13 protein-coding genes are annotated in these 14,220 nt (G+C 47.0%); 9 read left to right on the top strand and 4 right to left on the bottom strand.

Annotation, left to right across the window (positions count from 1 at the left end; all coding sequences use genetic code 11):
- Positions 1-294 precede the first annotated feature (294 nt).
- The 5 genes from BUB30_RS08915 to BUB30_RS08895 all read left to right on the top strand — a co-directional run bounded on the left by BUB30_RS08915 (position 295) and on the right by BUB30_RS08895 (position 6,014).
- Positions 295-1,422 (top strand): ATP-binding response regulator, encoded by a 1,128-nt coding sequence (locus tag BUB30_RS08915; RefSeq protein WP_073132892.1) that lies wholly within the window; start codon positions 295-297, stop codon positions 1,420-1,422.
- A gap of 69 nt (positions 1,423-1,491) precedes the next feature.
- A complete protein-coding gene (locus BUB30_RS08910; RefSeq protein WP_245804053.1) occupies positions 1,492-1,932 on the top strand; it encodes a response regulator in 441 nt (146 codons plus the stop codon).
- A gap of 44 nt (positions 1,933-1,976) precedes the next feature.
- Complete coding sequence (locus BUB30_RS08905; protein ID WP_221408681.1) at positions 1,977-3,941, top strand: TOL_0244 family TonB-dependent receptor; 1,965 nt, start codon at positions 1,977-1,979, stop codon at positions 3,939-3,941.
- A 50-nt stretch (positions 3,942-3,991) separates the two neighbouring features.
- The gene (locus BUB30_RS08900; RefSeq protein ID WP_178377059.1) at positions 3,992-4,510 is read left to right on the top strand and encodes a TOL_0243 family YfiR-like periplasmic protein; all 519 of its coding nucleotides are present in this window, start codon (positions 3,992-3,994) and stop codon (positions 4,508-4,510) included.
- 13 nt (positions 4,511-4,523) lie between these two features.
- On the top strand, positions 4,524-6,014 hold the full coding sequence (locus BUB30_RS08895; protein WP_143164822.1) for a sensor histidine kinase, YfiR-like protein-associated: 1,491 nt from the start codon (positions 4,524-4,526) through the stop codon (positions 6,012-6,014).
- 34 nt (positions 6,015-6,048) lie between these two features.
- Here the strand turns inward: BUB30_RS08895 and BUB30_RS08890 are convergent, their stop codons facing one another.
- The 3 genes from BUB30_RS08890 to BUB30_RS08880 form a co-directional block, all read right to left on the bottom strand.
- Entirely contained in the window at positions 6,049-6,444 is a 396-nt protein-coding gene (locus BUB30_RS08890) for a response regulator (protein WP_178377058.1), read from the bottom strand.
- Positions 6,445-6,568: 124 nt separating this feature from the next.
- A complete protein-coding gene (locus tag BUB30_RS08885; RefSeq protein ID WP_073132882.1) occupies positions 6,569-7,234 on the bottom strand; it encodes a response regulator transcription factor in 666 nt (221 codons plus the stop codon).
- The gene (locus tag BUB30_RS08880; protein WP_073132880.1) at positions 7,227-8,732 is read right to left on the bottom strand and encodes a sensor histidine kinase; all 1,506 of its coding nucleotides are present in this window, start codon (positions 8,730-8,732) and stop codon (positions 7,227-7,229) included. Before BUB30_RS08880 ends, BUB30_RS08885 begins: the two co-directional genes overlap by 8 nt.
- A 351-nt stretch (positions 8,733-9,083) precedes the next feature.
- Between BUB30_RS08880 and BUB30_RS08875 the strand changes: the two genes are divergently transcribed.
- Positions 9,084-10,151, top strand: coding sequence for a PD40 domain-containing protein (locus tag BUB30_RS08875; protein WP_073132878.1), 1,068 nt, complete (start codon positions 9,084-9,086; stop codon positions 10,149-10,151).
- Positions 10,152-10,617: 466 nt separating this feature from the next.
- A complete protein-coding gene (locus BUB30_RS08870) occupies positions 10,618-11,253 on the top strand; it encodes a site-specific integrase (protein WP_084138101.1) in 636 nt (211 codons plus the stop codon).
- Positions 11,254-11,367: 114 nt separating this feature from the next.
- On the opposite strand, the gene BUB30_RS08865 is transcribed toward BUB30_RS08870, so the two are convergent.
- Positions 11,368-11,691 carry a helix-turn-helix domain-containing protein gene (locus tag BUB30_RS08865; protein ID WP_073132875.1) on the bottom strand — a complete coding sequence of 108 codons (324 nt, stop codon included), beginning with the start codon at positions 11,689-11,691 and terminating at the stop codon, positions 11,368-11,370.
- Positions 11,692-12,530: 839 nt separating this feature from the next.
- Between BUB30_RS08865 and BUB30_RS08860 the strand changes: the two genes are divergently transcribed.
- Together BUB30_RS08860 and BUB30_RS08855 are read left to right on the top strand one after the other, a co-directional pair.
- Positions 12,531-13,442, top strand: a complete 912-nt coding sequence (locus BUB30_RS08860; RefSeq protein ID WP_073132873.1) for an ABC transporter ATP-binding protein — start codon at positions 12,531-12,533, stop codon at positions 13,440-13,442.
- On the top strand, positions 13,439-14,215 hold the full coding sequence (locus BUB30_RS08855) for an ABC transporter permease (RefSeq protein ID WP_073132871.1): 777 nt from the start codon (positions 13,439-13,441) through the stop codon (positions 14,213-14,215). Before BUB30_RS08860 ends, BUB30_RS08855 begins: the two co-directional genes overlap by 4 nt.
- Positions 14,216-14,220 lie beyond the last annotated feature (5 nt).

The raw sequence follows: 14,220 nt of genomic DNA, 5'->3' as shown, positions 1-14,220 counted from the left end.
CTATAAGTTCAAGTGAACCGGGTTAATGCACGAAATGCAGAAGCCGGCGCTCGTAGAGTTGTTATTAGCAGCATTGATGGTTACTTCTTGCATTTCATAGACGCTGGCATATTTTCTAAATTCTTTCCGCCAGGCAAGTAAGAGCGGGTACAGTGGGGAGCATATCCACCCCTATATGAAGAAGCTGCACTTTGATCTGTTGGACAAATTATCAGGAGTCAGCGAATTGCCACCAGATACATTTAAACTGATGTGAAACTTATCGGCAATGACCGTTCATTAAATAAAACAGTTATGGATAACGAGAAGGAATTGAAGATCCTCATGCTTGAGGACAGCGATGATGACCGCGGACTGATTGAGTACATTCTTCGAAAAGACAAGCTATCTTTTGTCGCCAGGTGTGTCAATACCCGAGATGAATTTAACGAAGCCATTCGAGGCTTTAGCCCCGATGTGGTATTGTCCGACCACGGCTTGCCGGGATTCAATTCAGCCGAGGCGCTGGAGATTTGTATCAAGCAACAAGCCACTATCCCTTTCATTCTGGTGACGGGAACCGTTTCGGATGAATACGCTATTTCCTGTTTGCGGAATGGCGCTGACGATTATATCTTAAAGTCCAACCTCTCTCGCTTGCCAACGGCCATACGAGGCGCGGTGAGAAAACGAAAAGTTGAAAAACTTAAACGCGAAGCCAGGCATGCGCTCAGGAGACGGAATGAGGAATTGGTAAAAGTCAATCAAGAACTCGACAATTTTGTGTACAGTGTTTCGCATAACCTCCGCGGTCCCCTGGCGTCTGTTATGGGCTTGCTCAATGTCGCGAAAGACATCGACAAAAATCCGGAGTTAACCGGAATTCACGACATGATGGAGTCAAGCGTCCTTAAGTTGGACGATACGTTGAGGGAAATTATCGACTACTCAAGAAACGCACGAAATGAAATCGACTATGCTGAAGTGAACTGGAAGGCACTTGTCGAAAACGCATTGCGAAAACTTGAATATCTACGCGCCGATCACTATTTGAATAAGTTTATAGATCTGAACATCGAGGTGCCCTTTTTTTCTGACGCTGGCCGCTTGGCCGTGATCCTGAATAATCTTTTATCCAATGCCATAGCCTATCGCGAAAACAGTCGTGAACCGATCATTGCCATTGAAATATCGACGACAGAAAAAAACGCCGTTATCGTGGTCAAAGACAATGGCATCGGCATTAAGTCCGATATATTGCCCGAGGTATACAAGATGTTTTATCGGGGAACAGAAAAAAGTCAAGGGTCGGGACTTGGGCTGTACATCGTCAAGCAGATTCTTCAAAGGCTGAACGGGACGATTGCCATCACCTCCGCGGAGGGACGGGGTACCACCGTAATGATTGCTGTCCCGAATGTACGGCAGCAAAGCTTTGATTAATTAATCGCCGGAAAGCAAGCGTTATGTGTTTAAGCGCCCGGGAAGCGCATTTATTTTCATTTTTTTACTATGCCTATGATTCACCAGGAAGTCGAAGTGCTGATTGTTGAAGACAATGATGAAGATGCGGAGTTAGCCATCCGCGCACTGAAGAAACACCGTTTGGCAAATAATGTTGTGCACCTTAGCGACGGCGAGCAAGCCCTGGATTTTATTTTTGGGAGGGGAAATTATTTGGGGCGGGTGATTTCGCAATTGCCTAAGGTAATCCTCCTGGATATAAAAATGCCAAAAGTCAGCGGACTGCAGGTGCTGCAAGCGGTGAAGTCCGATCCGCAGATGAAAGTGATCCCCGTAGTGATCCTGACGTCTTCCGAGGAAGATCCTGACATCAGAAAAGCCTATGAACTGGGAGCGAACAGCTACATTGTCAAGCCCGTTGAATTTGATAATTTCTCCAAGACTGTGGCCGATCTGGGATTGTATTGGATGGTCGTCAACCGGATATGATCCGGTGCCACGACAGATCTTCATTTTTCGTCAAATCGTTGCCTATGAAAAATATATACATGCCCTGTACTAGAAAACACGATCGGATGCTTTTGATCGCGCCCCTTGTTCTTCTGATCGCCGGCATCGTGCTATTACCTCATCGCACCTGCGCGCAAGGCAATTCTTTTCGCGTGGATACTTTAAAGAGATTGAGCCTGGAAGAATTGCTGAACGTGGAGGTGACGTCCGTTTCCAAACGGCCAGAAAAATTGAAAGCGGCGGCGTCGGCCATCCAGGTGATCACGCAAGAAGATATTCGTCAGTCCGGTGCCACGAATGTACCGGAAGCGTTGCGGCTTGCCCCGAACTTGCAAGTGGCCCAGCTAAACTCCAGCCAGTGGGCGATCAGTGCGCGGGGATTTAGCAACGTGCTGGCGAATAAATTATTGGTACTGATTGACGGTCGTGTGGTCTACACCCCGATGTATGCAGGCGTATTTTGGGATGTACAAAATCTGGTGCTGGAAGATATCGACAGGATTGAGGTGATCAGTGGCCCCGGGGGAACTCTATGGGGGGCCAATGCCGTGAACGGGGTGATCAACATCATCACAAAAAAATCAAAGGACACCCAAGGCCTTTTTGCCGAAGCCGCCGTTGGCACAGAACTGCGCGGCTTGGGGAGTCTTCGCTATGGTGGGAAATTTGGTAAAAATCTTTCCTATCGCGTCTATGGTACAACCTACAAACGGGGCAGCACGATCTTCCATCCTGACAGCGTGGAGACCAAAGATGACTGGACCATCGTGCAAGGCGGCGTGCGCCTGGATTGGGAGGCAACCGAAAATGATGCTGTTAGTTTTCAGACGAACCTATACGATGACCGGCCCAACCCGGATGGCAATAATCCCATTATTGCCCGGGGGAGCAACGCCCTGGCACGTTGGGTACATACGACTTCCGATAAATCAAATCTTCAGCTCCAGATCTACTATGACCATACCTGGAGAGATTTTAAAAATGGACTGACCGAAAAAGTAAACACCTACGATATTGAGGGGCAGCATCGCTTCCGGCTGTGCCAACGGCATGAGATCATCTATGGCCTGGGCTTTCGATATATGGACCACGATGTAAAAAACGTTGAACTGTTTGCTTTTTTGCCGGCGAGAAAATCACTTTACCTCTTCAATGTGTTTCTCCAGGATGAGATCGCCTTGGTCCCTGAAAAATTGCGCCTGACGCTGGGCATAAAGATCGAGCATAACTCCTACACCGATTTCCAATATCAACCCAACGCACGCCTCAACTGGACGCCAACGCCCACGCAAACCGTGTGGACGGCCGTATCGCGTGCTGTGCGAAACCCTGCCCGCCTTGACCGGGAGTTCTTTCTTTATGGTGCTCCGCAGGTGCTCGTCATTGCCGGCGGCAACTTTCAATCGGAGGAAGTATTGGCCTATGAGTTGGGGTGGCGTATACAACCCCAAGAAAGTCTGTCGGTCTCACTCGCCACGTTTTATAATGTCTACGACAACATCCGAAGCGTAGAACCGGGTCCTCCGCCCGTCAACCTTCCCTATACGATTGGGAACGGTGTAAAAGGCGACACCTATGGCGCGGAGCTTTCGGCCACCTACCAGTTGAATGGCTGGTGGCGCCTTCGTGGTGGGTACACTTTCTTGAAAAAGAATTTGAAGGTCAAGGAAAACAGCGAGGATGCCAACCAAGGATCGGCAGAGAGTAATGACCCCAGCCACCAAGTATTAATTCAATCGATGATGAAACTTCCAGGACGCATTGAGTTGGGGACTGTATTGCGGTACGTAGGAGAGCTTCCCAGTCCGAAGGTCTCCGGATATGTCGGCCTGGACATCCGGCTGGCTTGGAAATTGGCTAATAGAATTGAATTGAATCTTGTGGGTCAGAACCTGGTGAAAAGTAGTCATACCGAATTTATACCCTCGTCGAAGATCGCGAAGGACGTTGAGCGAAGTGTTTATATGAAAGTGGTATGTCGGTTCTGAAGATAACAAAATATCTAAAGGCAGGCCGCTCAAAAGCAAACCTGTGGCTCATGTTGGTCGCGGTACTGTTGTCTTTTGGTGCGAGCGCGCCACGGCAGGACGAAATCACAAAGGAATACCAGGTAAAAGCGGTCTTCCTCTACAACTTCACGCAATTTATTGAATGGCCGCCCGATGCTTTTGCTCAACCCGATGCCCCGCTGGTGATCGGCATCCTGGGACCAGACCCGTTTGGGAAATATTTGGATGAAACGGTGCAAGGTGAGAAAATAGACGGCCATCCGCTGGTCGTTCAGCGCTTTCATACGCTTGCAGAAATTGCCCATTGTCAGATCCTCTTCGTCAATAGGGATGAGAAAAGCGAGTGGAAGCAGATCTTTGACTATGCCAAAGCCCAGCATGTACTCACGGTAGGGGACGTCACGAATTTCTCGAAGCAAGGCGGGATGATCCGGTTCTTCCCCGAGGATAACAAGATACGTATCCGCATCAATTTGACATCGGTAAAAAATGCTGAGTTAAAAGTCAGCTCCAAATTGCTGCGACTGGCCGAAATAGTTGAACCATAACCTTAAACTGATCATGCTACGCAGGAACACTCCCATTCAGCAAAAGCTCATGAAGGTTATCATGCTGACCAGTGGCGCGGTGTTGTTATTAACATGCAGCTCCTTTTTTGCCTATGAGTTTGTCACATTCCGCCAAAGCAGTATGCGCGAGCTCTCCACCCTGGGCGAGATCATTGCGACCAACAGCACGGCAGCGCTGGCCTTTGATGATTCCACGGCAGCAAATGAAATATTGTCGGCGTTGAAGGCCGAGCGCCATATCGTTGCCGCCGGTGTGTATGACGCTGATGGAAAACTGTTTTCGTATTATCGGGCCAGTCGGAACCAAACACCTTTCCCCACAGTTCCGGAGGCCGACGGATATCAATTTGCCGCCGCCTATTTTGGAGGATACCAGCCCATTGTGCAAGGTGACAAAAGACTCGGAACACTCTATTTAAAATCAGACACCGGCGCGATGTATGAGCGCCTTAAACTGTATGGAACCATAGCACTGCTAGTGGTGGCGTTGTCCTTTCTACTGGCCTATCTGCTTTCAAGAAATTTGCAACACGGCATCACGACGCCGATCCTTGCCCTGACCGAGACCGCAAAAGCGGTTTCCGACCGGCACGACTATTCGGTCAGGGCCGTTAAGCAAGTTGATAACGAAGTGGGCGTGCTCACCGATGCATTTAACCATATGTTGACGCGCATCCAGGAGCAGAACCTGGCGCTGAACGAAAGCAGCGCAAAAATAGTCGCCTTCAATCAACGGCTCGAGCAGCGGGTGGCAGAACGCACGGCCGAGTTGGAAGCCTCCAACAAGGAACTGGAATCTTTCTCGTACTCGGTTTCCCACGATTTGCGCGCGCCCATCCGCTCGATCCATGGATATGGCAATATTCTCAAGGAGGAATACGCCAGCGTGTTCGACGCGGAAGCCCTGCGATTGATCCAAACGATCTTGAGAAACAGTAAACGTATGGGACAACTCATCGACGACCTGTTAGCCTTTTCGAGGCTCGGGCGAAAGGAGTTGATGCGATTTGACGTCTCCGTTCAGGATATCGTCCAGATCATTGTCGAAGAACAAAAGAGCATCGAGGGCGATCGCCCGCTAGAGATCAAGATCGAGAAGTTGCCAAATGCTTTTGCCGACCTCACCACATTGCGGCAAGTATGGATTAATTTGGTGTCCAATGCGCTGAAGTATTCGCGCGATCGGGAAAGGTCGATTGTCGAGATCGGCTCTTTTGAGAAGGACGGCGCGTTGATCTATTACATCAAGGATAACGGCGCCGGATTTGACATGAAATACTATGATAAGTTGTTCGGCGTCTTTCAGCGTCTGCATTCGCAAAAGGAATTTGAGGGAACCGGTGTGGGGCTGGCCATTGTTCAACGGATCATTGCCAAGCATGGTGGGAAAATATGGGCAGAAGCAAAACTGAATGAAGGCGCTACGTTCTATTTTACTTTGAGTGGCATGTCTTCCTCAGCTGTCGCCGTCAACGAAAACTAAACCACAGATGCTACAGGCTTGGGCTGGACATGCTTCAGGACTTTCCGGCTTCCCGTGCTTTTATCGCTCCGCGGATGGCCGAGGGCAAGAGAGAGAGATTCGATTTGAGAATGTAGGCATTGGCACCCCGCTTAAGACACGTTATCGCAAACTCATCCGAAACGGTCCCTGTCACGAGGATAAAAGGAATGGGCTGTGGTTCGCGCATACAAATCTCGAGCGCCTCGACGGAATTGAACTGCGGCAAGCCATTATCGGACAAGATCACATCCGGCTTGAATTCCAGCCTGGCTTGATCAAACTCGGCCCGGGTATTTACGGAGAGAGAATCGAATGCGAGCCCGGCTTTGCGAAGGACTCTTTCAATTAACACAATGTCATCGGGATTGTCCTCCAGCATGAGGATCTTCAGTCTTTTCTCAGTTTCCATGGCCATCATGTATCTAGTTACCACAAACAGTAAAGTCGAACTCAGACAGACCATCGAATATAACCACAAAAAAGCAGGATGCCAAAAGGGCAAGGTTCGGAGGGTGACTAAGAGCCCACAGCTGTCAATCCATGGAAATGATGTTGTTTTTGATCGCGTATTTAACCAGTTCAGCCATGTTCTTTAGCCCGAGCTTACCCAGAATGTTGGCTTTGTGAGTCTCCACCGTCTTGATGCTCAGAAACAGGATGTCGGCAACCTCTTGGTTACTTTTTCCCGACGCAATCAACTCCAGGATTTGATTCTCGCGGGCGGTGAGATCTCTACTTGTTTTGCGATTCTCTTTTTTACTGGTCTTCTCGCTGTGATAGAAATCTTCGAACACCAGGTTTGTGATGGCTGCGTTGAAATACTTCTGACCTTGCATGACACAACGGATCGCTTCCACGAGTGTTGCCTTGTCTACGTCCTTGGGTAAGTAACCGTCGATGCCGCATTTGATCCCTGTAGAGACAAATTCTTTTTTTATCTCCGAAGAAATGATTATCACCTTGATGGCGCTGTTCTGCTCCTTGATCCAACGGGTTGCCTCCAGTCCTGTCATGCCCCGCATCATCACATCCATTAAGATGACATCCGGACGATAGTTTGCAAAATCATTCACAGCTTCCTCACCGCTCGACAATCCGCCGACTACTTCAATGCCTTCGATCTGGTTCAAGATGGAAGCAATGCCGTCGCGAAGGATAGTGTGATCATCGACCAGCAGGACTCTTACAGGGCTACTCATGGGCTTGCAGAATTTGACTATTTAGTTTAACGGTTATCGTCGTGCCCTTTTGCAGGGCGCTTTGGATCTCCAGGGAGCCCCCCAATGTATCCACGGCCTTTTTTGCGATGGAAAGACCTAGACCTGTCCCTTTGATAGCGGTTGCATTTGATCCCCGGTTAAAAGGCTCAAATATTTTGAGAAGATCCGGTTCACTGATCCCGATCCCCTCATCGGTCACGGTGATCTCGACAAAGGGCCCGGTCCAGTTCACCCTTAAAAAAATCGCTGATTTGCCCGGAGAAAATTTAATGGCATTCGACAAAAGATTGATAAAAATGTTTCTCAATAATTTTTCGTCACTTTCAATTTCAATTCCGGCATCGGGCGCCTCGACTTTGACTTGATGCGAATGGTGCGCATTCACTACGACCTCGGTGATGATCCCTTTCAGGAATAACATCAGATCAATTTTTTGATGCGAGGCCTTTAGCTTGTGGGCATCGGCCTTGCCGAGCGTGAGCAAGTCCTCGATCAACGTTCTCATATGTCCGACCTGATGCTCAATGGTTGTCGTTTTTTTGAGCGCGTCCTCGTCGAGATGGCTATTAGCTTTGATAAAATTCACAGACGAGATAATGTTGGAGAGCGGTATTCTAAACTCGTGAGAAGCCAGGGAGACAAAGCGATTTTTGATATCCACCAATTCCCGCTCTTTTTCCAGCGACATCTTGAGTTTAGTTGTTTTGTCCCTGACCATCTGTTCCAACGATTGGCGGTATTGATATAACTCCGTGATGTCGTGGCCTACGAACAAGATCCCGATCAGTCCGCCCGAGGCATTTGTCCGTGGCGTCGCGTTCAGGAGAACGACCACGGGCGAACCGGTTTTGGTTCGGAGTTGAAATTCAATATTGCCAGTGGGTCTTTGATGGAGCACATCCTGGAGCAACGAATGGAAGCGCTCCAGGAATAGACCCTCCAGGATCACATCTGTCTTTTTAGCCAGCACGTCGCCTTTGCCCAGGCCGGTGATGCGCGAGCACTCGGCATTCCATTCGGTGATATATTCTCTGCTGTCGATCCCGAAAATAACCGCGTTGGCCTTTTCAATCAATGTCGACAGATCTTGCACCAATTGGGTGGCGCGCTTTTGAAATATTCTTTCGGTGCTGGTTTCCCGGATCGTCAGGTAAATGTGTTCAAGCTGACCGGTCTCTCCGACGATGGGATTATAGGTGATCTCTAAGTTGTAGACCTTACCCTTACCATCGTGGTGTTCCAATTCATGAACCCGAGATCTCCGGTCAAAGGTTATTTGTTGGAGGATGTCGTGCACGGTTTCATTGCGGCCGATGGATATCAGGTCGGCAAAACTCGTCCCCGTTTCGACAGCCCTGTGAAACATGTTGCTAAAACGGATGGCTTGTTTGTTAAAGAATTCCACACGACCCCCAGCATTTAAAATAATAATGGGATCGGCGAAATAGTCAAACGCCGAAAAGTTTAAAAAATTCATGTATTGCCGTTACGATGAAACGAAATGACGCCAACCAATTAGCTTCTGCTATGTGAATCCCGACTTGCCCGGCAAGGTTCAGAATCGGGAATTCACCGGATCACGTATAAGTTCGTCAAAATTTGTCGATTTTCTAAGCTTGTGACTAAGTTTCTCCCTAGGGGATCTCCCCAGACTTGAAAGCTATACTGTATATTACCCAACTACCGGACAAGCAAGAAGCCCTTTCCGGCCCTGCTAAAACGGCTTTTTATCTCCTTTTCCTCATTCTTTCAAAATGGGGGTGACCCTGATTTGCGGCCTTTCTTTTTGCTCCACCTTTGTTACACCAAACCAAACACACTTAAAGTTATGAAAGACAACAACAAAGTCAGAAAAGCAGTGACCCCTCTCTTGATGACCGTTTTTTTCTCGTTTGCGGTAGTCTATTCAAGTAATGGGCAAGAACAGGTATTCGGCGGAGCCAGCATGGACGCCGACCATCCCATAAGCAAAGCGAAAGAATCAGGAGCGGCTGTTCAGTTTGCAGAAAATGTAAATGCGGACGCTAAGGCCACTCCCCTGAATCGATCCATCAATGGTCCTTACCAAGAAGTAAAGCCGAGACTTGCCCCCAATGGAAACCGGTTGTACTTCAGTCGGATTTTTCACCCGGACAATACGAACGGGGTTAACGATCCTGAGGACATATGGTATGCCGAATTTGACCGGGAAACAGGGAGTTGGTCTGAACCGCTCCGGATGGTAAGTCACCTCAACAATGCCGGCCCCAACTACATCAATAATGTGAGCGTGACCGGCGACACGATCATCCTCGGCAACCAATACATGAAAAAGGGTAAAATGCGTGCCGGTCTTTCTTACAGCGTGAACGTAAATGGCGAATGGTCATTGCCCAAGACGATCAATATCCAGGACGACTACAACATGTCGTCACACGCCAACACGTTTGTTGCTTTGCAAAACGGGGTTATTATCCGGGCCATCCAACGCGGTGAGACCATGGGAGAACGCGATCTGTATGTCAGTTTCTGGGATGGCGAGAAGGCCACTGAGCCGGTGAACATGGGCAGTGTCATCAACTCGGAGTTTGAGGAATCTTCGCCCTTTCTGGCTTCCGATAATAAGACGATGTATTTCGCCTCAAAAGGTCATCATGGTTACGGCGGGTTTGACATCTATGTCACCAAACGTCTGGATGAATCCTGGACAAGTTGGAGCAAACCCGAGAACCTGGGTCCTGCCGTAAATGGTGCCATGGACGATGAGTTCTTTAGCATCACACATTGTGGAAACTTTGCCGTCTTCTCCCGCCAAATCAGTGTGCACAATGTGGATATTTTTAGAATCCCGGTGAGAGAACTTTTTAATGATGTGAAGGAGAAAGAGCTAAGCCAAGGAGCTGTGGCTTCGTTGTAGGCTATGGATCGTATGATCAATTAAGCAGGTTGAAGACAGGCAGTCCTTATGGGGTTGCCTGTCCGCGTTAGATGAGGTAAAAAAACCTCGGTGACCGTCAGATTAAGTAGTTGAATGTTCGGCTCTCGGTTGCCAGTAAGCTCAATCAATAACAATGGCTGTTCAAGCAAATCTCCCTAGACTGGAGATTCCGAGGTGGTTGACCACTTTTTTTCGCGCGCCTGTGACCACAATATTCCGCGATACCGGACAATTCATTCCGCGAGGAACTGACCATCCTTTGCTTTGATTATCTTGAAGTTATGTTCCAACACGAGTGAGCCTAGGCTTACTTAACTTATGGTGGTCACATGCGCGCGAAAAAAAGTGGTCAAGGGGGTCGGAATCTCCAAGTAACCTTAAAAAGATAATTAATATCTGTATCAAGAATGGATGGCTTCTAAGAGACCCATTTACAGGTTACAAAATGAACAAAAAGGAAGTCCTGCGTGAATATTTTTCACAACCAGAGATAGAATTAGCGTATAACAAATCCTTTTCAGCCGAACGTCTCAATGTAGTAAGAGATATTTTTCTTTTCAGCTGCTTCACAGGTCTATCTTATGCAGATATAAAAAAACTTAGACGTTCTGAAATCATAATCGGTGTTGATGGGGGACAGTGGATATCAACCACGCGACAAAAGACGGAATCTCTATCACGTATCCCCTTGTTACCAATAGCCATTGAAATTATGAATAAATACGAGCATAACATCAAATGCTTACATGGAGATTTGGTATTGCCCGTCTTAAGTAATCAAAAGATGAACGCTTACCTGAAAGAAATAGGGGATATTCTTGAGATCAAAAAACAATTCACGTTCCATTGCGCTCGTCACACTTTTGCTACAACGGTAACACTTACAAACGGTGTCCCTATTGAGAGTGTCTCCAAGATGCTTGGGCATAAAAGCCTTAAAACTACCCAGCACTACGCTAAAATTCTAGATAAAAAGGTTAGTGAGGACATGAACGCACTAAAGGAAAAACTTAAAATAATGTCCCAGAAAGCCGCAACAAATGTTTCGAGTGCTCACAAAGACAATAAGACAAATAAGTAACTTATTCGCAGCATCTTGATTATCTCTAAATTGGCTTGGAGGGGCGCTAATTAGCTAGATCATATGCAAAGAGATGATGGATAACCTTCAATTTTAATACCAATAGCCGATTTGTCAGCCGGCCATTCCTTTGCCTCCTTCCATCAATTTAATGACTTGCTGATAACTATAGAACATGATGCCGCCAACTTTTGTATACGACAATATACCATTCACTCTGAAAGTTTGTAAAGTGCCCTGAGATATTCCTAACATTTTTCGGACTTCCGATGACCTAAGCCATTGCTTCCGCAATTGTCCCTTGGATTCTTTAAGTAAATTCTTGATCTCGGAAAGCAGGTCGTTTTTGAAAGCTTCCAAATCACCGATGGTTAAAAGCTGATCGCGATTTATTTGGGATGCTTTCGGAATAGCATTATTAATTTTCTTAGTCTCCATAATGTCTATGTTTGAAAGGGCTTATTAAAGAGGGAGGTAATTGTTTTAAAATATAACGAATAAATATTAAATGCTGCGGGATAGCATTGATGGTTGGATTGTTTCCTTACAAAATTGTACGCAGATGGGAGCCCTTCCAAACAGGTGCGAATTGCGAAGCCTTCACTATGGATATATTGGAGATACCGAGGTGGTCGACCACTTTGTTTCGTCAGCCTGTGGAGATTCCGACCCCCTTGACCACTTTATTTCGTGTGGGTGTGATCACCATAAGTTAAGTAAGCATAGGCCCACTCGTATTGGAACATAACTTCAAGACAATCAAGACAAAGGATGGTCAGTTCCTCGCGGAATGAATTGTCCGGTAGTGCGGAATATTGTGGTCACAGGGGCACGAAATAAAGTGGTCAACCACCTCGGAATCTCCACCGGAATAAAAACGAAGAAAATAGTTGTCCAGAAATAGCGGAATTTAACCTATGAGCCAGGAGGAGCCAGAATTCAATGCTTGGTATTCAGTAGTCAGTATCTAGTAGCCAGTGGTCAAAAATTCAAATATTCGGCATTCAGTATTCTGAAGCCAGTGGCCAAATTTGAGGATGAAGAACAACCTACGCACGTACACCTGCGTACGTCGTTCTTCATTCTCGTTTTGGATGCGTCGCATTTGCGACCCGGTTTATGCCCCTGGAAAATCCATCACGAAACCTGAACAACGAGTAGCCCGTCAACCATAAACGGCCTTTCAGCGCTACTCCTCAGGATCACCCGTACCCGGATAAAAATTATAAGTTCGAATTTATCTGTAACATTTTCCCACATTGTGCGTCACCTGGGGGATGAATAACCTTATCGTTGAAACACATAACCTCTCGTTTGGATTCTCGATATCCTCACCAGTTCTTAAGGACATTAACTTGGCCATTCCACCGGGTAGTATCTATGCTTTTATCGGACCCAACGGCGCGGGTAAGACCACCGCTCTGAAAATTCTTTTAGGACTCGTCCGGCTAAAGCATCAGGATATCTTCCTCTTCGGTAAGGCTCTTTCATCACATCGCCTCGAAATCCTTAAACGGACCGGTTCCTTGATTGAACAACCTTCTATTTACGAACATCTTTCCGGGGAAAGAAACCTAGAAATCCAGAGACTCATTCACCACTGTCCACCCGAACGTATTGATCAAGTACTCGCGATCACTGGGTTGATCCATGCACGAAATCAACTTACGGGTACGTATTCGCTGGGGATGAAGCAACGACTCGGGATCGCGATAGCACTCCTTCACGATCCCGAACTGCTCATTCTCGATGAACCTACCAATGGACTTGATCCAGAAGGAATTATTGAAATCAGAAATTTAATCGTCCACCTCAATCGGGAATTCCGCAAAACGATTCTGATCTCCAGCCATCTACTTAACGAGGTTGAGAAAATTGCCACACATATCGGAGTCATTAGCAATGGCCGGTTGGTTTTTCAGGGAACCAGTAAATACCTGGAGACTTTAAGACATGATTCAAATATTTTCCAGTTAGAGACTACCCAAACGGAACTGGCCTTGGGAATACTCGGCGAGCGTCATGACGTCAACAAAATTGACGACTCGGTTCTACACATCTCAGCCTTGAACAAGGACGAAATTCCATCACTAATCGAACTACTTATCAGCCATGGGATAAAGATCTATGGGGCACAATTCCTTAAGAATGACCTAGAAGAATTCTATCTAAAGTTATTGAACAAATGACAGCAACTTTTCTTCGCAATACGCGAGCCGAATTTCTAAAATGCAACAATACAGCCGCCTATTGGATCACTCTTGCTGGCGCTGGCTTTATTCCATTCGTCAATATGCTAAAATGTTTGCTGCACGCGGACTACTTTGCCCCAAAGCTCGTAGATAATCCATGGACTATATACCTAGAGTATAACTGGCAGATAGCCGCAGGCTTTCTGCTGACCATGTACGTCATTCTTGTGACCAGTCTTCTGGTCCAAATTGAATACAGAAACAATGCCTGGAAGCAGGTCTACACCTCGCCTAGAACTTATTTTGATATCTACTTTTCGAAGTTTTTAATGCTCAATTTTCTTGTCATTATTTGCTTTGTCCTTTTCAACATATTTACGCTCGTGTTTGGGTACGTAATTTCGATCTTTGATAATCGATATAGCTTCTTTTCGCACTCGGTCCCGTGGACAGCGATGATCACTACCTCGTGGAAAATGTACGTATCCGTGCTTGCCATGTTGGCCATTCAATTTGGCGTCGCCACAAAGTTTTCAAACTTTGCTTTGCCTCTGGGGATAGGCCTTGGTCTGTTCACATTAGGATTTATGATTAGACAATGGGAGGGCATCGCGTACTATCCCTATTTATACCCGTTTCTGGTGTACTTCAACAATCCGGGACTTCCAGAAAATATTGCGGGTAAATCTCTCATCAATTCATTTCTTTGGTCACTGCTGGCATTGTTTCTGGGTTACCACAGCACAAAACAACGATTGGTCAAAGGCTGAGTATC

Origin of the sequence: Chryseolinea serpens, assembly GCF_900129725.1 — a bacterium.
GTDB lineage: Bacteria > Bacteroidota > Bacteroidia > Cytophagales > Cyclobacteriaceae > Chryseolinea > Chryseolinea serpens.
This window is presented reverse-complemented; position numbering and strand designations above follow the sequence as displayed.